Below are 24,656 nucleotides of genomic sequence, written 5' to 3' on the forward strand. Positions count from 1 at the left end.
ATTATTTTGATGCTGCTATTGCAAGTGCTTCTGCTACCGCATTCTCTCCAAGCGTTTGTTTAAAGTTATTGTCGCCGTATCCTTTTGCTCCTTTCATAGACAAATGACCAGCTTGTTTAAATAGATCTTCTGAAATTGTTTTTCCTTTCAGGAATTTTTCTGTTTCAGTCAATCTCCATGGTTTATGTGCCACACCGCCCATAGCAAGTCTCGCATCATTGATGGTATTGTTTTTTATATCTAAAGCCACTGCAACAGATACTAATGCAAAAGCATAACTCGTTCTGTCACGAACTTTTAGATAATGCACATTTTTAGTAAAATTATTATCTGGAATTTCAACAGCCGTAATCAATTCTCTACTGTCAAGTGTATTGTCTTTTTCTGGTGTGTTTCCTGGAAGTCTATGAAAATCGGTGAAGTTAATCTCTCGTTTTCCTTTTGGACCTTCTACCAAAACTGTTGCATCAAGTGCTGCCAAAGCCACACACATATCACTTGGATGAACTGCAATACAACTATCTGAAGCTCCAAAAATTGCCGACATTCTATTTGCACCCCCAATTGCGCCACATCCGCTTTTTGGTGTTCTTTTATTACATGGCATATCAGTATTGTAATAATATGAACAACGTGTTTTTTGAAGCATATTTCCGCCAACCGTTGCCATGTGTCTGATTTGCTGAGAAGCTCCAGCCGCTAATGCTAATGCCAACAAAGGGTGTTTTTCTTTAATAGCAGAATCTTCTGCAACCTGACTATTTTTTGCTAAAGCGCCAATTGAAACTTTTCCCTTTAAAAATTCTATTTTCTTTAAATCCAATCCGTTGATGTCAACCAGTTTGTCTGGAGCTACAACATTTTTCTTCATTAAATCGACCAAATTAGTTCCTCCAGCAATAAACATGGTAGAATTATCTTTGGCTTTCCCTGTAACTGCCGACGAAGAAGACAGCGCTTTAATTATCTGAAAATTTTTCATATCTCCTTTCCTCCTTCCTTCACTTCAGTTATAGCGTCAACAATATTATGATAAGCTCCACAACGGCAGATATTTCCGCTCATGTATTCGCTGATTTCTTCTCTGCTGTTGGCGTGACCTTCTTTAATACAAGCAATTCCCGACATAATTTGTCCCGGCGTGCAATAACCACATTGAAAGCCATCATGCTTGATAAAAGCTTCCTGCATTGGGTGCAGTTTTTTTCCTTTCGAAAGTCCTTCGATTGTTGTGACTTGTGCGTTTTGCTGCATCGTTGCCAGAGAAAGGCACGACAAAATTCGAGTTCCGTTTACGTGAACTGTACACGCACCGCATTGACCGTGATCACAGCCTTTTTTCGTTCCTGTAAGATGCAGTTGCTCGCGAAGTAAATCAAGCAAAGTGGTTCTTGGCTCGATGTTCAAATTGTGTTTTGTGCCATTTACTTCAATAGAAAGCGGTACAGTTTCTAAATACTCCGCTATTTTTTCATCCCATTTCTTTTCTGATGCCATAACCAATGAAGGCGGCGTCAGAGCAAGAGCGGTAAAAAGTCCTGATTTCTTTATAAAGTCACGACGGGAACTAGCATCTTCCTGTGTTACTTTATCCTGATTTGTTTTTTTAGAAGCCATTCAATCTATTTGTTAAATTAGCAAATTCACTTTTGTCATTCTAACAAATTTAGCGATCTTATGTAAGAAAAAATTATAAAATTCAAACATTACTCTTATTTAGAATAATTACAATTTCTTTCTTTTTTTTAACCGCAAAGAACGCAAGGATTTTTACTTTTTGAACTTTTATAAAATCGCAAAGTTCGCAAAGCTTTATCAATTCCAACTTTGCGAACTTTATATTTATTTAGCATAACTATAATTAAAAACTTTGCGCTCTTTGCGGTTAAAATAACTCATACAAAATTGTATTTTTACCATATTAAGCCTAAGCTATGCCACAACCAAAAATCATTTATCTTGATAACAATGCCACAACTCGTGTTGATGAACGAGTTGTGAATGCAATGCTTCCCTATTTTACTGATTTTTATGCCAATTCAACAAGTACACATTTGGCTGGATTAACAGTAAAAGAAGCCATTGAAAACGCAGCTTGGCAAACGGCTGATTTAATAAATGCTGATGCTGATGAAATCCTATTTACTTCGGGCGCTACTGAAGCTATAAATCTGGCAATAAAAGGTCTAGCAGATCAAGACAGAAAACATATCGTTACCATTCAAACCGAACATAAAGCTGTTCTGGAAACTTGCCGTTTTATGGAAAGCATTGGTTTTGAAGTTACTTATCTTCCAACTGATTTCGACGGGCTTTTAAATCTTCAACTTTTAGAAGAAATAATTACAGATAAAACACTGGTTTTCATAGGAATGTTTTCTAATAATGAAACTGGTGTCATACAAAATATCAGTGCGATTTCTAAAATATTGAAAGCCAAAAATGTGCTTTTTATGTGTGATGCAACACAGGCGGTTGGGAAAATTCCTATTGATGTAAAAACTTTAGAAATTGATCTTTTGACTTTGTCTGCTCATAAATTTTACGGACCAAAAGGAATTGGCGCTTTATATATTTCGGCAAAAGCCAAAATAAAATTGTCTCCTCAAATTCTTGGAGGCGGACAACAAAGAAAATTAAGAAGCGGAACGTTAAATGTTCCCGGAATTATCGGTTTAGGAAAAGCATCGGAAATTGCTGTAAATGAATTAGAAAAAGATCAAAATAGAGTTTCTTTATTACGAGACAAACTTGAAAAAGGTTTGCTACAATTTGAGGGTTCTTTTGTAAATGGAAATACAGAAAACCGAATTTACAATACTTCTAATATTTGTTTTCCAAACATAAATTCAGAACAACTAATTTTAGCTTTAGGAAATATTTCTGTTTCAAATGGCGCTTCGTGTTCGTCGGTAATTTCTGAGCCTTCTCATGTTTTAAAAGCAATGGGTATATCTGATGAAGAAGCTTTGAGTTCAGTTCGTTTTAGTTTGGGAAGATTTACTACTTCTGAGGAAATTGATATTGTTGTTGAGCGTGTTTTGAGTTTAGCTAGACAGTTTGTCACTAAGGCGCTATCCCGATAACTGTCGGGACTAAGCTTTTTATTTTTTAATCTCGCAAAGTCGCCGAAACGCAAAGATTTTTATGAATTGGCTCCAGTTTTAACTGGAGTTTTTGATGGATTACAAATTAAAAGGCTTTAGCCAAACTAAGTCTTGTTTGGCTAAAGCCTTTTCTGTACGCTCTCTTTCTTAATCCAGCTAAAGCTGGACGCAATTCAAATTAAGTTTCATGAATAATCTTTGTCGATTACCGCGTGTGATCCTTCCTTCGTCAGGATGACAAACTGGATCTAGAAAATCTATGTAAAAAAAACTTTGTCACTCTGCAACTTTGTCCCTTTGTCCCTTTTGCTTAAGAAATCAACTTAAAATAATCTTCCTCTGTATCAATATCAATATTCCCTTTTTCGAAAAGAACTGAAACCACATCGTGAGTATATTTTTTAATGAGTTTTTTAGCGCCTTCCTGCCCTTTTAATTCCAGAAGTTCTTGGAAGTATTTTTTATGAAATAAAACTGGTGTTCCTAAAGTTTCTGCATACGCTGAAGCTGCAATTCCTTTTTTGGTTTTATTAGATTCAAAAATTAAATTTTCAAAGACAGAAACCGTTACAAAAGGCTGATCGCAAACTGCTAAAATGCATTGTTCGCATTCTGGATTTAAAAGCAATAATTCACTAATTCCTTTTACGATTGAAGATGACATTCCATTTTCCCATTCCGAATTGAAAGAAAATGTTATTTCAGGCAAATTAAGCTCTTTTTCGATTAAATCATGATTTGAACCTGTCACCACTATTACAAACGAATTTTTGGCCTTCAAAGCTTCTGAAATGGTGTTTTTCAGCAAAGTTGATTCTTTATATTCCAGCAATTGTTTTGGCCTGCCTAATCTGGAAGAATTACCCGCAGCCAAAATAATAATGCCTGTTTTATTTTGAAATCTATTCTCCATAATGAATTTCATCATGTATTTTGCCTTCTTTATATTTCAGCGAAGTTCCTATTCTTCCTGAAGCCACAGCTTTTATTTCGGAAACAATCGATAAAGCAATTTCTTCTGATGTTTCTGCCCCAATATCGAGCCCAATTGGAGTATGAATTCTTTTTAGCTGTTCTTCGCTTACTGTAATTCCTTCGTTCAAAAGATCGTCCAGCATTCGGTTAAATTTTGATTTTGGGCCAAGAATTCCAATATAATGAAAATCGGTTTTTAGCAACTCTTTTAAAACTGCTAAATCATATTTGTAATTGTGCGTCATCAAAGCAAAATAAGTCTGATCGTCAATAACAATATTTTCTAAAAATTGTTCTGGTTTTACAACTGAAACTTGGCTTGCTTTAGGAAAACGCTTTGCTGTGGAATGTGTCGCTCGTCCTTCGCCAATAGTAATTTTCCAACCTAAAATTGAAGCCATTTTTACTAAAGGCTGAATATCGTTTCCTGCGCCAGCAATTACCAGCGAAATAGAAGGTTTTATGTATTCGATTAAAGCTTCGTTGTCGTTTTCTTCCTGAAGTTTTTTCACTACAGAAGTTTTAGTTTTCAATACTTCTTTTACATCAGAAATTAAACTTAAAGCTTCATTATTATGGTTTAAAACAGGACTGTCTTTTCTAAAAAACAAAGTTGTTCCAATCTGAAAAGCATTTCTTTTTAAAGAAAAAACGGTTACAATTACGGCTTCTTTTCTTTCTAATTCCAATTGCTGCAAAAGCTGAATTGGGTTATTTGAAACCTCTTCGTCAATATATTCAAAAAGAATATGAACTATTCCGTTGCATCCAAGCTGTAAACCAACTTCTGCATCATCTTCGTTATTCGTATTGTAAGTAACTAATTTATTTTGCTTTTGATTAATTGATAGAAGTGCTTTTCGCAGTGCATCGCCTTCTAAACAGCCACCGCTTATTGCGCCTGTCAATTGTCCGTCTTCTGTAACCAGCATACGTGCACCAGGCTGCCGATACGACGAACCTTCAACTTTAACGACCGTTGCTAAAGCTGTTTTTTTTCCTTCGGATTCTGCTTGCGAATAGGCTTTAAGAATTTCGTTGATTTCTTTCATAGGTCCTCTTCATCAATACAAATTAGAATTGATGATTTTTTTTATTAGCCTAAAAGTAAAAAAATATTACAAACTTAAGCGCTGGAAGGTCATTTAAGTTTGTAATATTCTTTTTGAAAAGTCCTATTTAAACTGCCTAAATTATTTTATTCATTTAATTCTAAAAAATAATTCAGCTTAGATTTTATTATTTTTTTGTTTCTGTCTAGCAGATATAGTTTTTCAGGATTTTTACTGTAATAACCATAATAAACCTGATCTTTTTCTGGCTTGTCCCAGTTTAAAATATAGATTGTTCCATCAGGGTCTTTTTCTAAACCTCTTTCGGTATTGATATTACCTTTTTCCTTAAAGTTTTTTTCAGACTGTTTCCCTTTGTATGTACTAGATAATTCAAATTTATTATCTAAAACATCAATTTTTAGAATCGTTTCAATTCCTTCGCAATCTGCACATGGCAGCGTTCCTTCGTAAACAGAAATACTATCGGCGGGTTCATTTTTTTCATTACTAACAATAGTATCTGTCAAGACAACATTATTTTCAACTTTATTATTTTTAGAATTGCAGGACGCAATAATAGCTGATGTAAAAGCAAGAATAAGTATTTTTCTCATGATATTTTTTTTGTAAATATAAAGAATATTCTTACCTAAATAATAAGTTTAACTTTTAAATCTACAGCGATATAACTCCCATAATAATGGCAGTCTGAACAGCTTCTGCAGTATTGGTCACTTTTAATTTTTCTATAATGTTTTGTCTGTGGCGTCTTACTGTATAAACCGAAATATGCATTTCTGCTGCAATTTGTTCGCTTTTATTTCCTTTTGCTACACTGGTTAGAACTTCTATTTCTCTTTTTGAAAGTATATTTTCTGTATTGTTTTTATACTTTTCTGATTCGATTACTTCACCTGTTTGAATATTAAAAATTTTCCCGTCAATTCCTGTTCGAGGCTGTAAATCTGTTGAAGGCAGGTATAAACATAATGCAAGAGAAATGCTTCCATTATTAAACGTATTGAGATAAATAGTTCTATGGTTTATGAAAGTATTTCTGTCATTAGAATCTTTCATTCTAAGACGGCTCAAAGTGCTGTAATTACTGTATTCTTCTTTTGGAATTCCTTTTAAAAACTCATAAAAATTAAGTTCTAAAACATGACGTTCGATCAAATCATTTGAATTGATTTTAGTAAAAATGCATTCTTCAAAAGCAGAATCAATAACGGAATTTTCATCAGGAAGTCCGAAAACTGAGCCAAAACTTCCTACATAAATGTAACTTTTGTCAGATTGATAATCGGATAAAACAGCCACACATTGCTCAATTTTGACATAATTGATGACGAATTGTTTGTACATTTCGATATTATTTGATTCTCCAATGTCAAACTTTTGTTCTAAAAATGTGGACATTAATTGGTTTTCGATTGAAGAATTCTGTGGCATTGGAAAGTGTAATTGGTTAATTTTACGTATTGCCCTTTTCTTCGAGCAATTTTATTTTTGGAACATTAAAAATATCACTTTCTATCCCAAAAAAATAATTTATGAAAACAATTTTTTACAACGCTATTGTTATCCTTAGCCTTTCTGTTTTATCAAGCTGCAATAACAAAAATGAAACTGCAAAAACAATGAAAGAAGAAACAAAAATAGATTCAGTCGCAAAAGGTTCGCCAATTGATGTTAAACTTTCTAATATTCATTTTACTAAAGGAATAAACAACGCTGAAAAACTTATTACGCTGGGAACCAATGGAAAACTTGTTTTTAAAACAGGCGAAAAAACAGATTATTTTTCTGATCCAGACGGAAAACTTTCGAATACTACAGCGCCTATGCTTTTATCAAAAGTAGATAATACGAAACCTTTTACGCTTACTGCGAAAGTTACGCCCGGGTTTACAGAAAAAGGTTTATACAATGCAGGCGTTTTATACATTTATGTGAATGATAGTTTTTATCAGAAATTCTGTTTTGAGCAAGACGAAAGAGGCAATCACAGAATTGTAACGGTTCGAACAATGGGAACTTCTGATGATAATAATCATGATGTGGTGAAAGAGCCTTCTGTTTACATGAAAATTTCTTCGGATACTAAAACAGTTGCAAGTTATTATTCGTTAGACAAAAAGACTTGGCAGATGGTTCGTTTATACAAAAACAATTATCCAAAAGAAATCTGGATGGGAATTAGCACACAATGCCCAATGGATAAAGGAACACAGAGCATTTTCGAAGAAATTAATCTGGAAGAGAAAAGTGTTTCTGATTTTCGTTTAGGAATATAACTTTTTCTTTAAGATCTGCCTGTTTCGAATTTACTAAATGTATATTTTTTTTATTGTTTAGGTAATCATTTTTTTAAATTGATGTATGATTTATATTACCAAGTTTTGTATTTTTATCAATAGCAAAATTTATATTACCTAACTTTAAAAATAAACTACATGGGAAAATTTGTAATTACTACTAGAGCCAACGGAGAATTTCAATTCAATTTAAAAGCTGGTAATGGTCAGACCATTTTAACAAGCGAAGGTTACACTACAAAAGCGGCATGTAATAATGGTATTGAATCTGTTAAAAAAAATGCAGCAGACGATGATCGTTATGATAGATTAGAATCTAAAAGCGGAAAACCATATTTCAATTTAAAAGCTGGAAACGGTCAGATTATCGGTTCAAGTGAAATGTACGAAAGTGTGTCTGCTAGAGAAAACGGAATTGAATCTGTAAAGAAAAATGCTCCTGACGCTACTATTGACGATCAGACGGCTTAAAACATATTTATAATTATAAAAAAAGCTGTTTCTATTAATTTAGAAACAGCTTTTTTTTATTGAAAATTAAATACTGAAATTATTTCTTCAAAACCTCAATTCCAGTATGAGTTGGAACAACTTGTTTGATCGTTCCGTCTGCATTAAATTCTAATTTATCAATGCAAACTTCACGATGAAAACCTCCTGCGTCTCCCATTTTTATTCCTGTTGGATAAGAGAATCTATGATACGTGATATACCATTCGTCTTTATTCGGAATTTGTAAAACTGAATTGTGTCCTGTTGCATAAATTCCTTCTTCTGGTTTTCCTTGAATTACAATATTGTTTTCTGGAATTTCAAGCGGTCCTGTTGGAGAATCTGAAATTCCGTATCTTACTTTGTATTTCGGACTTCTTGTGTCGTCTTCGCTCCAGAAGAAATAGTATTTTCCGTTTCTGTAGATTACATAAGTTCCTTCACGGAAGGATTTATTTACAGCAATGACTTTCTGCGTTCCAGGTTTTAAAGAAACCATATCAGGATTTAACTCAGCAACGCCCATATACATATTTCCCCAATACAAATAGCTTTTACCCGTTTTTGGATCTGTAAAGACATCTGGATCAATTTCTTGTCCGTCATGTATTCCTTCTGGTCTTGAAGCTACAATTGCTTTTCCGCTGTCTTTAAAAGGTCCTGTTGGATTATCAGAAACCGCAACTCCAACTTTTTGTGCTGCAGTAAAATAGTAGAAATATTTGTATTTCCCTTTGATTTTTTTCTCTACAATACAAGGCGCCCAAGCGTTTCTATTTGCCCAAGTTACGTCTTTTTTAAGATCGATAATAATTCCTTCATCTTTCCAATCAACTAAATTATCTGATGAAAAAGTTTTGAAATAATATCCCGACCAGCCGTCAAATCCATCGCTTGTTGGGTAGATGTAATATTTTTTTGTTTTGTTTGAATACAAAATTTCAGGATCTGCATAATAACCTTCCAAAACTGGATTGTGGTTTACTTTTGAAAGTTTTGCTGGCGTTCCCCATTTGTCTGTAATTCTCTTTAATTCAGAACGTGTTATTGGAAGAATCGTTCCGTGACGCGGATTAAAATCCATTGAAATATCATTGTCAATTACACTGAAATTTTCTAGGTCTTTCGTTTTTGTGAATTGATATCTTCCTTTGGTATAAACATCGTACATTAAAATATATTCGTCGGAATTGTTCAGTTTGAAAACGCTCGAACCTTCTACTCCATCTTTTGTCTGCTGCAGATAATTATCATTTTCAATCCATTTTCCAGAAGTCAAATCTTTTGTAACCGCCACTTTGATTCCAGGCGTATTGGTTTCTGTTTTATAAAAAAGATGATATTCTCCATTTTTCTCGATGATATCGCCATCAATACAAGCGTTTCCTGATTTTGGAACAAACAATAGTTTTGGTTCTCCTTCTAAGGCAGTAAAATCTTTATTCGCGTAAGCATAATAAATTTTATCTGGACCTCCAGCATACTGCATACTAAAGTAGATCATGTATTTACCTGCTTTTGCATCATAAATAGTTTGTGGCGCCCAAACACGTTTTAGGTTTTCATTTCCTGGAAATGTCGTCTGGATGTTGACAATACTACTTTTCCAATTTACTAAATCGGTGCTTTTCAATAAAACCATTGCGCGGTTGCTATCCCAACCTTTTGAAGAAGTCATATCTGTCAAAACCATATAAAATGTTTTGCCATCGTCTCCGCGTAAGATATGCGGATCGCGAACTCCTCCAGTTGAACTGATTGCTTTACTGTCTAAAATTGGTTTATTATTGTTAAGCGCATAATAATGATATCCATCATTACTTACGGCGTAATTAACTGCTTCTTCTTCGACTTTATTTCCAATGAAATAAACGAATAAATATGCTGTTAAATCCTTTTCGGCAATAACGGGCGGAACTCCATTGTCTTTTTGCCCTTGCACTACATTCAAAAATGACAGCAGCGCAACAAAACTTAATTGTAATTTTTTCATTCTTTCTTTATTTTTAATTACTGTGAATTCTCACAGCTATTTTGTTTTAACACGCATTACAACAAACGAATACGGTGGCAATTCTTTAGAAAATGCTGCTGCAACTGATAATTGCTGTGTTACTGGTCTTGCTGTTGTAAGTTCTGGATTTCCTGACAAAACAGTATAACTTATATTTTTTGCTGGCGTAAAATTATCGAAACTTATGGCCGGAGCAACTGAAACAGGAAGCGCATTTACCATTTTGATAATTAAATCTCCCGAAGTCTCATCTGACACAATCGAAACTGAAACACGTTTTCTAACTTCATCATTACTATCCGAAAGTTTCAAAGTACTTTCTATATAACGATTTCCAGGGTTTTGCCCGTAAAGTTGTTGCACAAAATAATTTACTGTTGGTTTTACCTCATTTCCTGTAAAATAGATCAAATCTGGATTCCATTGTGTATGTTTTTCTCTTGCTAATAATGGCGCATAGGAAGCCATTGTCACCACATCTCCATTACGCTCAACTCCAGTCAGATATAAAGCTTCTGCCAAGGCATTATAAAATTTATTTCCCCAAGAAGCATATTCTCCTAAATAGACTTTCGATTTTGTACGATCATAACTATCGTAAAAATTCTGATTATTAATAAACCATCCTGGCGATTGATAATAATGTTCGTCAACGATTGGCAATTTCAAATCATCAGCAATTCTCCAGCCTTCATTGTAATCTGTTCCTTCAAAAAATGGTCCAACTGTACCAATAATCATAATCTCTGGATATTTTTGCTGTACCGCTTTTACAATCATTTTGTAACGCTCTTCAAAAACATCGCTGATCAAATCCTCATTTCCAATCCCGACATATTTTAAATTGAAAGGTTTTGGATGACCAGCTTCAGCACGCTTTTTACCCCAAACGGTATTTACGTTTCCATTAGCATATTCAATTAAATCCAAAACATCTTGAACATATTGGTCCATATCTTCCATCGGAATTCCGAATTGCTGCCCTGAACCTCCATCAGATGAATTCTGACACGGAACTCCTGCAGCTAAAACTGGAACAGCTTCAGCACCTAAATCTTCACAAAACTGGAAATATTCAAAATATCCCAATCCCATTGATTGGTGATAATTCCAAATATTTCGCATTGGAATACGGCTTTCAAGTGGTCCAATGGTATTTTTCCATCTATAGATATTATGCAACCCATCTCCGTGCGCTACGCATCCGCCAGGAAAACGCACAAATTTAGGATGCATATCTGCAATAGTTTCTGCTAAATCTGCTCGAAGACCGTTTTTACGATTTTTAAATGTTTTTTGCGGAAAAAGCGAAACCATATCAACGGCAGTTTCTCCGTTGGTGCTAATTTCTAAATGAGCATCATTTACTGTTTTAGAAGGTTTTAAAACTAGATTAAACTTCTTCCATAAATTTGAAGGAGAAAATGCCGCTTCCGCTAAAGTCTCTCCGCCTGCCGTTTTCAGACGAACAACTGCTTTTGTTCCTTTAGCAAAAATACTAAAATCGTATTTTTCATTCGCTTTAAGCGCAATTCCGTCAAAGCCCGAATTAGTAATTTTTCCGTTTTTAATTACAGCATAATTTGGATTGTTAGGATGAATCGGATTTTCTTTTTCAATTTTAAAATCACCGCTCCACGCCATTGAAGAATTCCATTTTTCATCGCTTCCTTTTTTGTCATGAAGCGAATATTCAAAATCACGGTTTTGAATCAGTTCTCCATACAAACCGCCATCAGCTGCATAATTGATATCTTCAAAAAAAACACCCGTAAGCATATTGCTAATTTTCTTCGCCTTTTGAGTATTAATGGCAATATCTGCTTTTACCGATTTTAAACCCAGAAATAATAAACTGTCGCTTTTTGGAGAAGTATTGTCTCTTTTATCTCTAAACTTTACCGATTCCATTTTTCTTGTCATATTTTCAACTAAACTCCAGTCTACAGTAAAAAGAGTTCCCTGAAAAACTTCACCGTTTACAGTAAATTCTTTTCTTAATTTTAAAGAAGTATTGGTATCAATTTCTGACGGACTGTAAGATTTAAAATCTTTAGTTGTTGAAAAATAGTTTTTTCTGCTTTCGCTAAAGTGAATCAGGTACTGATCTTCTTTTTGATCGACCTGAACATTCGAAATAACCGATTTATCTTGATTTTTTCCAACAAAATTCTTCATTCCTTGAATGTAATTTTGTCTTCCCCAAATGACTAAGTCCTTACTTTCTGAATGAGCAAAAACATTGTCTTTTACACTCCAGAAACAGTGGAAAATTCCAGCCTTGTCTTGAACCAAAAAAGGGTCTGACATGCTTTTCCCTGTTGGTCCCCAACTTCCAAAATCTGATTTTAAAAAGCCAAATTCTGGGCCTATTGCAAACCAATTTTGCTGATCTGTACTCCATGCAAAATGAAGTCCATTTTTTCCATTATTTTTTAAAGTAGAATAAGCGAATAAATATACTTTATCTGGCTTTTCTGATTTGGGTTTCATACCGAATCCAAAGACTAAAAAAACAAATAGAAAAAATGAAATCAGTTTTAATGGTTTATATTTTAAAACCATTTTCATTATTTTTTCCCTTTTAACTGATATAAAACAGAACTATGAGGTTTTAAATCTGCTCCAATTTCTTTTGAAGTTGTTTTTGATTTCTCGCCTGTCCACATATTTAAAATTTCTGCTGAACCTGAAATTCCTAAATCAGAAAGATTAACTGAAACCTTTTGAGAATCCTTGTCTGAAATATTAAACAAAGCCAGATAAACACTTCCATCTTTTGGATTTTTTGAAGTTACAGCAATTTTTCCATCTTTTTGAAAAAGCTGTTTTACATCAGTACTTTCGTTATGCATTTTTACAACATTTTTGTTTGTTAACAATGACACTGTAAAGGCATCATTACTTGGCAAATCTCCTCCAAAAAACAATGGTGATTTGAATATATTGAAAAATGTAATCAAAGTATATTGTTCGTCTTTTGTTAAACGCGTCATACGATCTTCTCCTCTTTCTCCTCTGATCGAAATACGTCCTAGAGGAATCATATCACAATCTGGCCACGTTCCTGGTGCAATGTGCGGATACCATTTTTGCGCCACATCCATTAAATGTGTAATATGAGGCCATGTATCCCAAACATCGTCAACCATACGCCACATATTAGCATGTGTTGTTACGTGAGGCGCTGCTTCGATTGGTGTTTCTCCTGGCGAAGTACTTAAGACAATTTTACGACCACATTTGTCAATCGCATTCCTGATTAAGTTGATTTCTCCTTCGTGATAAGGTCTTGATAAATCATCAATTTTAATAAAATCTACTCCCCATTGTGCGTATAATTCGAAAATAGAATCGTAATATTCTTGTGCTCCAGGTTTGTCTGCTAAAACAGTATAATTGTCTCTCAGCCATTCACATTGTAATGCTGTTGAATAAACTTGATCAGCGGTAATTCCGTTCGCTCCTTTAATTGGCAATTTATCTTCAACTGCTTTTTTAGGAATTCCGCGCATAATATGGATTCCGAATTTTAATCCTTTTTTATGAATATAATCCGCTAAAGGTTTGAATCCTTGTCCGTTTTTTGCTGAAGGAAAACGGTTAACAGCTGGCAAATATCTTCCGTACTGATCGATTACGTAACGCGGATCTGTTTGATTGTAACCTCCTGCTTTGTCGTTTTCAACAAACCATCTGATATCGACAACGATGTATTCCCAACCAAATTTCTTCAACTCTTTTGCCATGTAATCGGCGTTGGCTTTTACCTCATGTTCCTCAACTGTTGGACCATAACAATCCCAGCTGTTCCAGCCCATTGGCGGAGTTTGAGCCCATTGTTTGAATTCTTCTTTTTGAAATGGTTTGGTTTGTGCATTAGATGCGGCTGATAGAAAAAAAGCTCCTATCGCCATTGTAAGTAAGTTTGTAATTTTCATTGTTTTGTGGTTATATGTGTATTTTTTACACTTTAAATATAATGAAAAAATTTAATCTCATCTATTTTATTACCTTTCAAAGGATTAAATAGCAATTGTTTTATGAATATCCGTACAAAAACGGTTGTTAATTGGATGTCCCGATGGATTATTTAACTGAGTATTTTTTGCATTATTATACTAAAGAAAAGCCCCTTTACGGGGCGTTTTCTATTTTACATTTATCGTAACCTCAACAGGCTTTAACCATTGACTAGTAAATTTCACTTTTATAGGCGCTGTCGAATCTCCATTTGCCTGAATATACGCTGCAATATGTCCGTGGAATACTCGCTGAATATTATCTGTATAATCTGTCATATCGCTGTTGTTTCCAGCTTCTAACCCTAATAAAGTTCCTGCGCCAGTAATTGTACAAGTTATTTCGTTGTCTGAAAGCATTACTGGAAGTCCGTTTTGGTCTTTAACCTGAACCATAATTTTCGCCACTCCTTTGTCTTTACTGATTGTGATATCTTTATCAGCAATTGTTAATTCAACTGGCTGTTGTGTTGAGTTAATAGCGTAACGGCTCACTTCTTTATCATTTGAATCCAAACCAACTGCTTCTAATTTTCCTGAAGCAAATGGAATATCCCAATAGATGATTCCTGTTTTTTCGTCGTATAATTTAGTTTCTCCTACAACTTTTCCGTTCAATTCTAAACGCGCTTTTGCAGCATTTGTATAGCAAACCACACGAATTTTTTGTCCGTTTTCGTAATTCCAAATCGCCCAAGCATCTTTAGAAATATCTTTTTCGTTTGTCAACGGATAAGTTCCTAAATAAGCCATTGGTTTATCTGACCATAATGATTGACGGAAATATCCTCTCGGTTTGATAACGCCAGCAAAATCAACTAAACCTGAATAAAACCCTCTTGAAGGCCATCTTCCTGATTCTCCCAAATAATCGATTCCTGTCCAAAGGAACTGACCAAAAATATGTTTGTTGTTTTTTACAGCTAGCCAAGGTTCCATATCATGAACATTTTCACTTCCGTAAATTACTCTTTTTGGATATTTAGCATGATCTGTCTGGTATTTACTTTCTGTATAATTGTAACCTGTAATATCTAAAGCTCCTGGATATTCTGTTTCGTTAGACATTGCAACTCCTGCTAAACCAGCTGTTGTCGGACGTGATTTGTCGTATTTTTTAACCGCCGCAACCAAACGTTTTGCAATTGCTCCAAGTCTCATCGCATCTGGCGCATCTGGCTTATAACCACCGTAAGCTGCTTGCCCGAAACCGTCTTTTCCTTTGTCTAAAACTGGGTGAGAATATGGATCGTTTGGATAATCTACTTCGTTACCAATACTCCATCCGAAAACTGAAAGATGGTTTCTGTCACGGCGAACAAAATCTTCTAAGTCTTTTTCTGCCCAATCCGCAAAAATATCAAATGAACCTTCAAATCCTGGTGTTCCGTAATTCCAGCCTTCTAACCATTTACGTTTTGGGAATTCCCATTCGTCATAAGCTTCGTTTAAAACCAATAATCCTAATTCGTCGCAAAGTTCATAAAAATCTGGTGCTTGCGGATTATGACTTGTACGAATAGCATTGACACCAATTTCTTTCAATGTTTGTAATCTTGTTTTCCAAACTTCTCTTGGAACTGCAGATCCTAAAACTCCAGCGTCATGATGCAAACAGACACCTTTCATTTTCATCCATTTCCCATTTAATGCAAAACCATTGTTTGGATCGAATGTAAAATTTCTGAAACCTGTTTGAGTTACTGTTTTATCAATTTCTTTTCCATCTTGTAAAACAGTAGTTTTTAACTCATATAAATTTGGATTCTCTAAATCCCATAATTTAGGGCTTTTAATGTTGATTTTTGTCGAAATTTTTCCGTTCTGATTTGTAGCAACATCAACCTTTGAAGATGATTTCGCTACAGATTTTCCGTCTTTTGAGAAAAGTTCATTTACAATTGTCAAACTTGCTTTTCCTTTTGAACCATTTTCAACAGCAACCTCAACATTCAAAATTCCGTTTCCTTTGTTTACTTCTGGATAAGCGTAAACTCCCCATTGTGCAATATGAACTGGATTTGCATAAACTAACCAAACGTTTCTATAAATTCCAGAACCAGTGTACCATCTTGAATCGGCACTTTGACTGTGGTCTACACGAACTGAAATTGTATTTTCTCCTCCAAATTTTACAAACTCAGTTGCATCATAAGCGAAAGAAATATATCCGTTTGGACGTTTTCCAAGAGAATGCCCGTTGATGAAAACTTCGCTTCTGTTGTAAACTCCTTCAAAGTATAAATACACTTTTTCACCAGCTTTGCTTTGCGGAATATTGATTGATTTTCTATACCAGCCAATTCCACCTGGAAGATATCCTGTACAACTTGCCAACGTTGGACTCAATTGCCCTTTTACGCTCCAATCGTGTGGTACATTTACCTGTTGCCATTTACTGTCGTCAAAAGCATTGTTTTTTGCTTCTGGAGTTTCTTGAAGATTGAATTTCCAGTTATCATTTATTTTTTTTGAATCTCCAAATGATATCTGACTGAACGCAGATACGCACGAAAAGAGAAATACAGGTAGTAAGATCTTTTTTGTAAACATTTTTTTTAAGGTTCTAAGACGCTAAGAATCTTAAATCTCAGCTTCTTTTGTTTATTTAATTTTTTTTGTTTCAGGTTTCAGGTTTCAGGTTTACTTTGAACGTGAAACTTGAAACTAATTTCATTCTTATTGCAATTCTCCCACAAACGTCACTACAGACTTTGCAGGGATTTCTAGATTACCATTTTTTTGAACTTCAGCTCTTTTTAGGTTTGATGTATCAGAAGTTATGTAAGGCGTGAACTCGTTGTTCTTCAAAGTTCCTTTTGATAAATCAAATTTGTATTGCTGAGCTGATTTTCCACAGTTTACTGCTACTACAATCAGTTTTTTATTTTGAGCATCTTTGTAAGCGGTTAGCATTACATCGTTGGCTTTGTCCAATTCATTTTGGTTTGGAATATCAACTCTCAACATTCCTGGACGAACAAAAAGTGAATAATTCCCGAAAGCCCAAAGCAGTTTTGAATCGTGAAATTCTCCATCATTTCTCACATAATCTGGAGCAGTTCCTCCGTTACTTTTTCCGTCATCCAGATAGATCAAGCCGTCTTTGTAATCTACTCTTGTTATTGAGGTCCACCATTGCCACGAAGCTGCATTAGCCACTGCAATATCATTATGAATTAAACGCGCTACAAATAAAGCAGTTTGCATTCCTAAATCTCTTCCTCCGCCAGAACCTCCAGGGATTTCTGCTTCTCCCGGATTTTCTAAAATACAATATTCCGATTGCCAGTATTTTAATCCTGGTTTTTGTTTAATTTCTTTAGCAATTAATTTTCTGCTTAAAACTTGTCTTTCAACTGGCCATGTCGTAAAATAACTATGCCCAAGAATTAAATTTTTTACATTTGAAAACTTAGTCACATTTGTTTTGGTGTTTCCAAAGAAATAATCAATTTGATTGTCACGGTTTTCGGCATTTACATTTTCATACAAATAATCAATTTGAGCAGCTTCAGCAATTACAATCTCGGTGTTTATTTTTTTAGCTTTCAATTTTTCTGAAAGTGATTTGGTCAAATCATATATTTCCTGATTGGTTGCTGGTGTTCCTTCCTGACTATTGGTATCTCCATGTTTTGGCATCCATTCCCATTGCGGTTCGTTTATCGGACTAACATAATCGAATTTTATTCCCTCTTTTTTCTCCAATCCTTGAATACTTTGAACTAAGAAATCGGCAAATTTTGGAATCGCACCATCTTTTAGATTCAGTTTATTCTTTTGAGAGGCAAAAGATAATCCGTTGTTAGTCATATAAACTGGAGGACTATTGGTAAAAATAAGAAACTTTTCTACTCCACGTTTTTTAGCCGCCTGCAAAAACCATCTTTGTCCTTCTTGTTTTGAGAAATCATAAGTCCCGTCAGCATTCAAAAAACATTCGCTTCTTCTCCATTCGTCCGAAACTTTACTATTTTCTCCTTGCTCTGTACTTCCTGCGCCAAGATTGAATCGCCAGATCGAAAGTCCGATTCCTTTTGGATTTCCTTGTGCATCGATTTCTTTACTAAAAAGCAAATCTGCAATGGCATTTTTTTTCTGTTCAGGCCAATTTTTACCCACAAACTGTGTTCTCCAGGCATCAGAACCTCCAAAACCGTCCATGGTTTGCACTACATTATCTGTGCTGATAGTAACCGTTCGCTGCGCAAATGCCAGTGAAGTTGTTACCAATAAAAGCGAGATATATATTTTTCTCATTATTCTTTTTTTATTTTTTAACCGCAAAGACGCTAAGTTTTCGCAAGGCACGCAAAGTCTAATTTAAGCTTTGCGCTCTTTGCGACTTTTCTTTGTGTCTTTGCGGTTAATTTCATATTCTTACTTATAATTACCTACATAAGTTATCACAGACTTCGCTGGAATTTCCAAATTCGAAGCATCTACCGCAGTTCCTTTTTTCAAACTTAAAGTTTCAGAAGTGGTATAAGGAGTCAGTTTATTATCGGTAACCGTTCCTCCTGAAAGATTCAATTTGTATGCTTTAGCTGATTTACTGATGTTTACCGCAACAATTACCAGTTTTTTATTTGCAGCATCTTTGTAAGCTGTAACCATAACATCATTTAAAGCAGTTGAATTATCAACACTCGGAATTTGAACTCTTACCATTCCCGGTTTTACGAAGAACGAAAAGTTGCCCAAAGCCCAAAGCGTTTTAGAATCTCTGATATAACCATCGTTTTTACAATAATCAGCGTTTCCTGCTCCATTGCTTGCTCCATCATCAACGTGAATTAATCCATCTTTATAATCACCACGGCTTATTGCTGTCCACCATTGCCAAGACGTAACGCCTCCAATTGCAATATCGGTGCTGATAATTCTTGCTGTCCAAAGTGCTAGTGACATTCCTAAATCTCTTCCTGAACCAGCTCCGCCTGGAAGTTCATCAGTTCCTGGACTTTCTAAAACACAATATTCTGATGACCAAAGACTAACATTTCCAACTGATTGAATTTTTGATGCTGCTGATTGTCTTGATGAAATCATTTCGCTCAAGGGCCAAGCTTGCCAATAACTATGTCCAGAAATTGTCTTTTTAACATTACTTAAACCACCAATATTTTTAGTAGAATTAGCTGCGAAGAAATAATCAATTTGGTTAGATCTGCTTTCCTTTCCTGAAACCGTTTTGTACAATGGTTCATAAGCTCCTGCTTCTCCTACTACAATTTTAGCATCCAATCCTTTTGATTGCAGTTTTGGAGAAAGAACATTTACAAAACTGTAAATATTAGCATTGGTTGCTGGAGAACCTTCCTGTCCAGTACCGTCCCACTCGTATTGCGGTTCGTTAAACGGACTCACATAATCGATTGTCAAACCGTGTTCTGTTTTAAGTTTGTCTAATGAAGTTGCCCAAAAATCTGCTAAATCAGGCATTTTATCATCTTTTAAATTGTAAAATTCTTTAATTGAAGCATATGCTTTTCCGTTTCGAGTTAAATAAACCGGAGCACTATTTGCAAATGCTAAAAGTTTATCTACACCACGTTCTCTTGCAGCTTTCATAAACCAAACCTGACCCGCTTGTTTTGTCATATCGTACGAAACTCCGTCTGTAGTAAAACATTCTGATCTTCTCCATTCATCCGTAATATCGCTTGCGTCACCTTGTTCTGCGCTACCAGCTCCAAGATTAAATCGCCATAATGATAATCCGATTCCTTTTGGATTTCCATCGGCATCTAAACCTTGGCTGAAAAGCAAATCAGCAATTTTATTTCTTTTATCTGTTGGCCAGTTTTTTCCAATAAAATTACATTGCCAAGCATCTGAAGCTCCGAAACTTTCCATAGTCTGAAGATTCATGTCTAGATTTACGTTTAAACTAGCCACTGTAGAATCTTCTGAATTTGAATTATTTGGTTCAGAATCACAGCCTACCAATAAAGTGTTAGCTAAAAGCAAGCCTGCACACAGCAGACTTACTTTTGTTGCATTAAAGATTCTCATCTTAATAATTTGGGTTTTGTTTGATTAAACCGTTACTTAAGTCAATTTCTAATTGCGGAATTGGCCATAATAAATGTTTAGACGCATCAAAATTGATTCCTTTGTCTTGTGGCTCTCTCAAGTTGGTTGTTTCATAAGGATCTGTAGAATTCAGGTTATACTGAACAAAAGTTCCATTTGGTCCCATTAATGATTCGATTACCGGTCTTCCTGTTGTTGGATCTTTTTCACGACGAATATCATATAAACGAAGTCCCTCAAAAGCCAATTCTAAACGACGTTCTTTATAGATTTGTCTCAATAAAGTAGGTCCTGAAATTCCTGTTTTTGGATCTAATTTAACACGAGCTCTAATCACATTGATGTCTGCTAAAGCATCTCCTCCTAAATGATAATTTGCTTCTGCTCTTGTTAAATACATTTCAGCCAAACGAATCAACGGAATGTTTAGTGGTAAGTGACCATCTTTTTTATCTAAAGAACGACGCGTTGCAATTGGAATATAATATTTACGGCAAATACGTCCTGATTTATTATCATTTAAACTGAATTTATGTGTTGGGTTTAAAACTTCATCTCCGTAAGCTGCTTCTCCCCATTTTGTAATCGTGCTTCTTCTACGAATTTCGTCATTTTCAGAAAGATATGCGTTTTCTAAATCACTTGTTGGCATACACCATCCCCAACCGTCAAGAACGTCTCCTGCATCATTACTTGGAAAGTTCTTTTTGTCTTCTCCTCTTGCTCCTGATAAAGTTGGAAGAGCAGATCCTAAAGATTTATCTTGTACAGATGATGATTGCGCTTCAAGAATAGATTCGATTCCGTTATGATTGTTTACATCCCAGATCTTTAAGAAATCTGATTCAAGAGCAAAAGGTCCTTCTGTAATAACTTTATTCGAATATAATTTAGCTTCAGCCCATTTTTCTTGAAATAGAGATACTCTCGCTAATAAAGCATAAGCAGCCCATTTGTTGATTCTTCCGTCTTTAGCTACTGGAGCATTTTCTAATTTCGCAGCCGCTTCTTTAAGATCGCTTTCAACTTGAGCATAAACTTCTTCAGCTGTACTTCTTTCTAAAGTTAAATCTCCAGTTCCTAATGATTTTGTGTAAACTGGAACTCCTCCAAAAAGATTCACTAATTCGTAGTAGCAATATGCTCGAACAAATAATGATTCTCCCATATATTGGTCTTTCTGAGCATCTGTAATTGGCGATAATGCCATTTTCTCTAAACCAATATTAGCCGATTGAATGGTATAATAATGTGCCGTATAAATACTATTCATGTCTCCCATGTTATCTGGAGTAATAAGATATTGCGAGCACGGTCTGTGAGCACCACTATCTTGCCCTGTATTTCCCATCCAAGCATCGTCTGTTGACATTTCGTTGGTAACTCTTGGAGCAATTAATGTCCACCAATCGCTAGGAAGTAACAACCTTTTTGTTAATTCGTTTGTATAATTTTCACACTCTTGTACAGTCTGAAAATAGTTCTCTAAAGTTTGAGTTCCTCTTTCTTCTTTTTCAATAAAATCGCTGCAAGAAACTGCTAATAGAGAAAAAGTTATTATTGATACTATTATTTTTTTCATGATCGTTTTTTATTAAAATGCTACATTAAGACCCATCAAAATTGTTGGCTGTACCGGATAGTTCCATCCTCCAAATCCTGATCCTAAAACTCCACCACCTACTTCAGGATCAACTCCTGTATAGTTTGTCCATGTCCAAAGATTTTGTCCTGATAACGAAAGTCTTAATTTATCTAGTCCGAATTTGTTGTAGAATGAATATCCTACTTGTAAATTTTTCATACGAACATAAGAACCGTCTTCAACATAAAAAGAAGAGAACTTTGTAAAGTTTTCGTTGTTATCATCTTTAGACAAACGAGGTATGTAGTTTGAAGTTCCTTCACCATGCCAAGCCATTTGATCTAATCCGCTTACTTTGTTTGTTAAGCTTGCACCATTGTATAAATCTGAAATATTCTGGTTTATAAGATCGTTTCCAATACTTGAATAGAAATTAGCTACTAAATCAAATCCTTTGTAAGCAAAATTTAAATTTAAACCAACATTATAATCTGCCCACGGACTTCCAATTTTTGTTCTGTCTTTATCATCTAATTTTCCATCGCCATTAACGTCTTTAAAACGAATATCTCCAACTTGTGCGTAAGGCTGCAATTTTGTACCATGTTCATCTGTGTGAGAATTCAATTCTGTTTGATTTTGGAATAATCCATCAGCGACATATCCGTAGAAATATCCTGGCTCGTCACCTTCAACTGTTAATGTTCTGTTGCTTGAACCGTATAGTTTTTCGCCATCAGCAGATAAAGTCAACATTTTTACATTTACAGTTGTAAAAGTCACATCTGCACCCCAAGAGAAATCTCCTTTTTTATCTTTATATGAAATCAATAAATCGATACCATTAGATTTCATAGAACCTACGTTTGTCCACATTGTTGAATATCCAGGGAATCCGCTATAAGTTGGGAACTGTTTCAAGAACAACATATCCTTTGTTTTCTTTTCGTAGTATTCTAAAGATCCTGAAAGTTTGTTTTTCCATAATCCGAAATCAAGTCCAAAACTCACATCTTCAACCGTTTCCCATTTAATATCTTTATTCGCCATTGTTGATGGATATGATGTATCAACTACTTCTCCATTTATGATATAAAATCCTTGTCCTATATTTGATTGATAAACCGCACTTGGTAAATTTTGATTACCCACTTTACCCCAACCAGCTCTAAATCTAAGATCACTAAGAACATCTTTTGTAGATTCCATGAAACCTTCATTTAAAATTCTCCAAGAAACAGAAGCCGAAGGGAAGTTTGCCCATTTGTTGTTTTCCATGAATTTTGAAGAACCATCACGTCTAAAAGTACCTGTGAAATAGTACTTTCCGTCATAGTTATAAGAAAGACGAGAAATGTATGACATCAAAGAGCTTGATGTTTTGGTACCACTACTGTTACGATTCTTAGTAGCCGCATTTAATTCTCTCATCGAATCAGAGTTGTTTGGAACTCCCTCACCATATCCCCAAAGTGTACTTTGGTTGTATTCTTCCATGGTATTACCAATCATCAAAGACGCGTTATGTTTTTCTGCGAATGTTCTATTGTATGTAGCTGTATTTTGCCAAGTCCAGTTAACATCTGTAGTATTCCATTTTTCGACACTGTTAATTTCTGCTTTTTCGTGTGCAGCATCAATTACAAAATCCGGACTGAATTTATCTCTTACGATATCACCTACTTCAATCGATGCTTGAGAACGAATTACCAAACCTTTAATTGGTGTATATTGCAAATAACCGTTTGTGTTTAAATTGTACTGATCTGTATAGTCATCATAACGTTTTACAGCTGCAACTGGGTTCCAAACATACGATGGAGATCTTGCATAAATACTGTACTCATTTTCTAAACCAGTTAATTGATCTGCTGGTTTATAGATTGGTGTAATTGGATCAATTTTATCAAAATCTGCCCAGTTGCTTGGCGAACCATAAGTTTCATAACGTGGGTTTAAAGTAATTCCAGCTGAGAATTTATCAGAGAATTTAAAATCATTTGCAATTCTCATCGTGATTCTCTCCCATCCGCCTATGCCGTACATAGATTCTGAATCGTAATAGTTTAAACTAACTGCATAAGTATGTTTATCAGAACCTCCTGTTACTCCAAGAGAAGCATTTGTTACAGGCGTACCAGTTCTAATTCCTGCTCTCCACCAATCTGTTGTTTTTCCTCTGTATTGAGAAGGATTTGGCAAATAATCTGAATATCCTGAATTGTTATATGCTGTATTCATAATCGTTGCATAACCTTCGGCATCAGCCATATTGTATGGATTATTCATAATTTGCATACCAGAACTCAAATCAAAATTGAATCTTGTTTTTCCAACTTTACCTTTTTTAGTTGTAATTAAGATAACTCCATTCGAAGCACGAGAACCATAAATTGCACTTGCAGACGCATCTTTAAGAACCTCCATAGATTCGATCTCATTATTGCTCAAAAAGTTAATACTTGTTCCCATTGGAATTCCGTCAACTACATAAAGCGGATCTGTACTTAAATTGATCGTAGAAATACCACGAATCAAAACTCTTGGCTGTGCTCCCGGACCTCCAGCTCCTACAACCTGAACCCCAGAAACTTTACCTTGTAATGATTCTGTCACATTACCAACAGTCATAGTCTGTAGTTCTTTTCCTTTTACAGAAGAAATAGAACTCGTTACGTCACTCTTTTTTACGGCAGCATAACCCACAACTACAATCTCGTCCAATGCCTGACTCGCTTCTTGCATCACTACACTAATCTCTGTTTTATCTCCAACTGGCACAACTTGAGAATTAAAACCTACGAATGAGAATTCAATCTGCGCATTTTTATTTGGAACATTAATGCTGTAATTTCCATCAAAATCAGTTGCAGCCGATGTTGAAGTTCCTTTCACGATCACATTTACTCCTGGAATCGGCACATTGGCTTTATCCTTAACAGTACCTTTTATTTTTATTTGTCCAAAGGATACAGCAGTACACATAAGGGCAATAAAAAATCCTATATATTTAAATTTCATATTAAGCTGTTTTATTTGTTAAATG

Annotated in this window: 17 protein-coding genes; 3 read left to right on the plus strand and 14 right to left on the minus strand. The window is 34.9% G+C overall.

Annotated features, from left to right (window positions below; all coding sequences use genetic code 11):
- Window position 1: 1 nt before the first annotated feature.
- Window positions 2-982 carry an FAD binding domain-containing protein gene (locus OD917_RS06345; RefSeq protein WP_263522713.1) on the minus strand — a complete coding sequence of 327 codons (981 nt, stop codon included), beginning with the start codon at window positions 980-982 and terminating at the stop codon, window positions 2-4.
- Window positions 979-1,617: a 2Fe-2S iron-sulfur cluster-binding protein gene (locus OD917_RS06350; protein WP_263522714.1), complete on the minus strand. Its 639-nt coding sequence runs from the start codon at window positions 1,615-1,617 to the stop codon at window positions 979-981. Before OD917_RS06350 ends, OD917_RS06345 begins: the two co-directional genes overlap by 4 nt.
- Window positions 1,618-1,934: 317 nt before the next feature.
- Between OD917_RS06350 and OD917_RS06355 the strand changes: the two genes are divergently transcribed.
- Window positions 1,935-3,086 (plus strand): cysteine desulfurase family protein, encoded by a 1,152-nt coding sequence (locus OD917_RS06355; protein ID WP_263522716.1) that lies wholly within the window; start codon window positions 1,935-1,937, stop codon window positions 3,084-3,086.
- A gap of 331 nt (window positions 3,087-3,417) precedes the next feature.
- Here OD917_RS06355 and OD917_RS06360 read toward each other — a convergent pair whose 3' ends face one another.
- The 4 genes from OD917_RS06360 to OD917_RS06375 all read right to left on the minus strand — a co-directional run bounded on the left by OD917_RS06360 (window position 3,418) and on the right by OD917_RS06375 (window position 6,589).
- Window positions 3,418-4,035, minus strand: coding sequence for an NTP transferase domain-containing protein (locus OD917_RS06360; RefSeq protein ID WP_263522717.1), 618 nt, complete (start codon window positions 4,033-4,035; stop codon window positions 3,418-3,420).
- The gene (locus OD917_RS06365; protein WP_263522718.1) at window positions 4,010-5,134 is read right to left on the minus strand and encodes an XdhC family protein; all 1,125 of its coding nucleotides are present in this window, start codon (window positions 5,132-5,134) and stop codon (window positions 4,010-4,012) included. The genes OD917_RS06360 and OD917_RS06365 overlap by 26 nt, the downstream gene beginning before the upstream one ends.
- Window positions 5,135-5,280: 146 nt before the next feature.
- On the minus strand, window positions 5,281-5,751 hold the full coding sequence (locus OD917_RS06370) for a copper resistance protein NlpE (RefSeq protein ID WP_263522719.1): 471 nt from the start codon (window positions 5,749-5,751) through the stop codon (window positions 5,281-5,283).
- Between the two features lie 61 nt (window positions 5,752-5,812).
- The gene (locus OD917_RS06375; RefSeq protein WP_263522720.1) at window positions 5,813-6,589 is read right to left on the minus strand and encodes a response regulator transcription factor; all 777 of its coding nucleotides are present in this window, start codon (window positions 6,587-6,589) and stop codon (window positions 5,813-5,815) included.
- Between the two features lie 101 nt (window positions 6,590-6,690).
- On the opposite strand from OD917_RS06375, the gene OD917_RS06380 reads away from it, so the two are divergent.
- Window positions 6,691-7,434 (plus strand): DUF1349 domain-containing protein, encoded by a 744-nt coding sequence (locus OD917_RS06380; RefSeq protein WP_263522721.1) that lies wholly within the window; start codon window positions 6,691-6,693, stop codon window positions 7,432-7,434.
- A gap of 159 nt (window positions 7,435-7,593) precedes the next feature.
- Complete coding sequence (locus tag OD917_RS06385; RefSeq protein WP_129748184.1) at window positions 7,594-7,926, plus strand: YegP family protein; 333 nt, start codon at window positions 7,594-7,596, stop codon at window positions 7,924-7,926.
- Window positions 7,927-8,005: 79 nt separating this feature from the next.
- Here OD917_RS06385 and OD917_RS06390 read toward each other — a convergent pair whose 3' ends face one another.
- The 8 genes from OD917_RS06390 to OD917_RS06425 all read right to left on the minus strand — a co-directional run bounded on the left by OD917_RS06390 (window position 8,006) and on the right by OD917_RS06425 (window position 24,631).
- Window positions 8,006-9,940, minus strand: a complete 1,935-nt coding sequence (locus OD917_RS06390; RefSeq protein WP_263522722.1) for a family 43 glycosylhydrolase — start codon at window positions 9,938-9,940, stop codon at window positions 8,006-8,008.
- 36 nt (window positions 9,941-9,976) lie between these two features.
- On the minus strand, window positions 9,977-12,454 hold the full coding sequence (locus OD917_RS06395) for an alpha-L-arabinofuranosidase C-terminal domain-containing protein (protein WP_263522723.1): 2,478 nt from the start codon (window positions 12,452-12,454) through the stop codon (window positions 9,977-9,979).
- A 77-nt stretch (window positions 12,455-12,531) separates the two neighbouring features.
- A complete protein-coding gene (locus OD917_RS06400; RefSeq protein ID WP_263522724.1) occupies window positions 12,532-13,902 on the minus strand; it encodes a glycoside hydrolase family 27 protein in 1,371 nt (456 codons plus the stop codon).
- A 210-nt stretch (window positions 13,903-14,112) separates the two neighbouring features.
- Window positions 14,113-16,536 (minus strand): sugar-binding domain-containing protein, encoded by a 2,424-nt coding sequence (locus OD917_RS06405; RefSeq protein ID WP_263522725.1) that lies wholly within the window; start codon window positions 16,534-16,536, stop codon window positions 14,113-14,115.
- A 126-nt stretch (window positions 16,537-16,662) separates the two neighbouring features.
- Window positions 16,663-18,246: a glycoside hydrolase gene (locus OD917_RS06410; protein WP_263522726.1), complete on the minus strand. Its 1,584-nt coding sequence runs from the start codon at window positions 18,244-18,246 to the stop codon at window positions 16,663-16,665.
- Between the two features lie 120 nt (window positions 18,247-18,366).
- Window positions 18,367-20,004: a glycoside hydrolase gene (locus OD917_RS06415; protein ID WP_263522727.1), complete on the minus strand. Its 1,638-nt coding sequence runs from the start codon at window positions 20,002-20,004 to the stop codon at window positions 18,367-18,369.
- A gap of 1 nt (window position 20,005) precedes the next feature.
- Window positions 20,006-21,607 carry a RagB/SusD family nutrient uptake outer membrane protein gene (locus OD917_RS06420; RefSeq protein ID WP_263522728.1) on the minus strand — a complete coding sequence of 534 codons (1,602 nt, stop codon included), beginning with the start codon at window positions 21,605-21,607 and terminating at the stop codon, window positions 20,006-20,008.
- A gap of 12 nt (window positions 21,608-21,619) precedes the next feature.
- Window positions 21,620-24,631, minus strand: coding sequence for a SusC/RagA family TonB-linked outer membrane protein (locus OD917_RS06425; RefSeq protein ID WP_263522729.1), 3,012 nt, complete (start codon window positions 24,629-24,631; stop codon window positions 21,620-21,622).
- Between the last annotated feature and the right edge of the window lie 25 nt (window positions 24,632-24,656).

The sequence above is a fragment of the Flavobacterium sp. SH_e genome (assembly GCF_025717045.1).
Classification (GTDB): Bacteria; Bacteroidota; Bacteroidia; order Flavobacteriales; family Flavobacteriaceae; genus Flavobacterium.

Coding starts and splice junctions, on each gene's coding strand:
- OD917_RS06420 (WP_263522728.1), bottom strand. CDS start 21,607: ATGAAAAAAATAATAGTATCAATAATAACTTTTTCTCTATTAGCAGTT.
- OD917_RS06400 (WP_263522724.1), bottom strand. CDS start 13,902: ATGAAAATTACAAACTTACTTACAATGGCGATAGGAGCTTTTTTTCTA.
- OD917_RS06355 (WP_263522716.1), top strand. CDS start 1,935: ATGCCACAACCAAAAATCATTTATCTTGATAACAATGCCACAACTCGT.
- OD917_RS06415 (WP_263522727.1), bottom strand. CDS start 20,004: ATGAGAATCTTTAATGCAACAAAAGTAAGTCTGCTGTGTGCAGGCTTG.
- OD917_RS06380 (WP_263522721.1), top strand. CDS start 6,691: ATGAAAACAATTTTTTACAACGCTATTGTTATCCTTAGCCTTTCTGTT.
- OD917_RS06360 (WP_263522717.1), bottom strand. CDS start 4,035: ATGATGAAATTCATTATGGAGAATAGATTTCAAAATAAAACAGGCATT.
- OD917_RS06375 (WP_263522720.1), bottom strand. CDS start 6,589: ATGCCACAGAATTCTTCAATCGAAAACCAATTAATGTCCACATTTTTA.
- OD917_RS06370 (WP_263522719.1), bottom strand. CDS start 5,751: ATGAGAAAAATACTTATTCTTGCTTTTACATCAGCTATTATTGCGTCC.
- OD917_RS06395 (WP_263522723.1), bottom strand. CDS start 12,454: ATGAAACCCAAATCAGAAAAGCCAGATAAAGTATATTTATTCGCTTAT.
- OD917_RS06425 (WP_263522729.1), bottom strand. CDS start 24,631: ATGAAATTTAAATATATAGGATTTTTTATTGCCCTTATGTGTACTGCT.
- OD917_RS06410 (WP_263522726.1), bottom strand. CDS start 18,246: ATGAGAAAAATATATATCTCGCTTTTATTGGTAACAACTTCACTGGCA.
- OD917_RS06390 (WP_263522722.1), bottom strand. CDS start 9,940: ATGAAAAAATTACAATTAAGTTTTGTTGCGCTGCTGTCATTTTTGAAT.
- OD917_RS06345 (WP_263522713.1), bottom strand. CDS start 982: ATGAAAAATTTTCAGATAATTAAAGCGCTGTCTTCTTCGTCGGCAGTT.
- OD917_RS06405 (WP_263522725.1), bottom strand. CDS start 16,536: ATGTTTACAAAAAAGATCTTACTACCTGTATTTCTCTTTTCGTGCGTA.
- OD917_RS06385 (WP_129748184.1), top strand. CDS start 7,594: ATGGGAAAATTTGTAATTACTACTAGAGCCAACGGAGAATTTCAATTC.
- OD917_RS06365 (WP_263522718.1), bottom strand. CDS start 5,134: ATGAAAGAAATCAACGAAATTCTTAAAGCCTATTCGCAAGCAGAATCC.
- OD917_RS06350 (WP_263522714.1), bottom strand. CDS start 1,617: ATGGCTTCTAAAAAAACAAATCAGGATAAAGTAACACAGGAAGATGCT.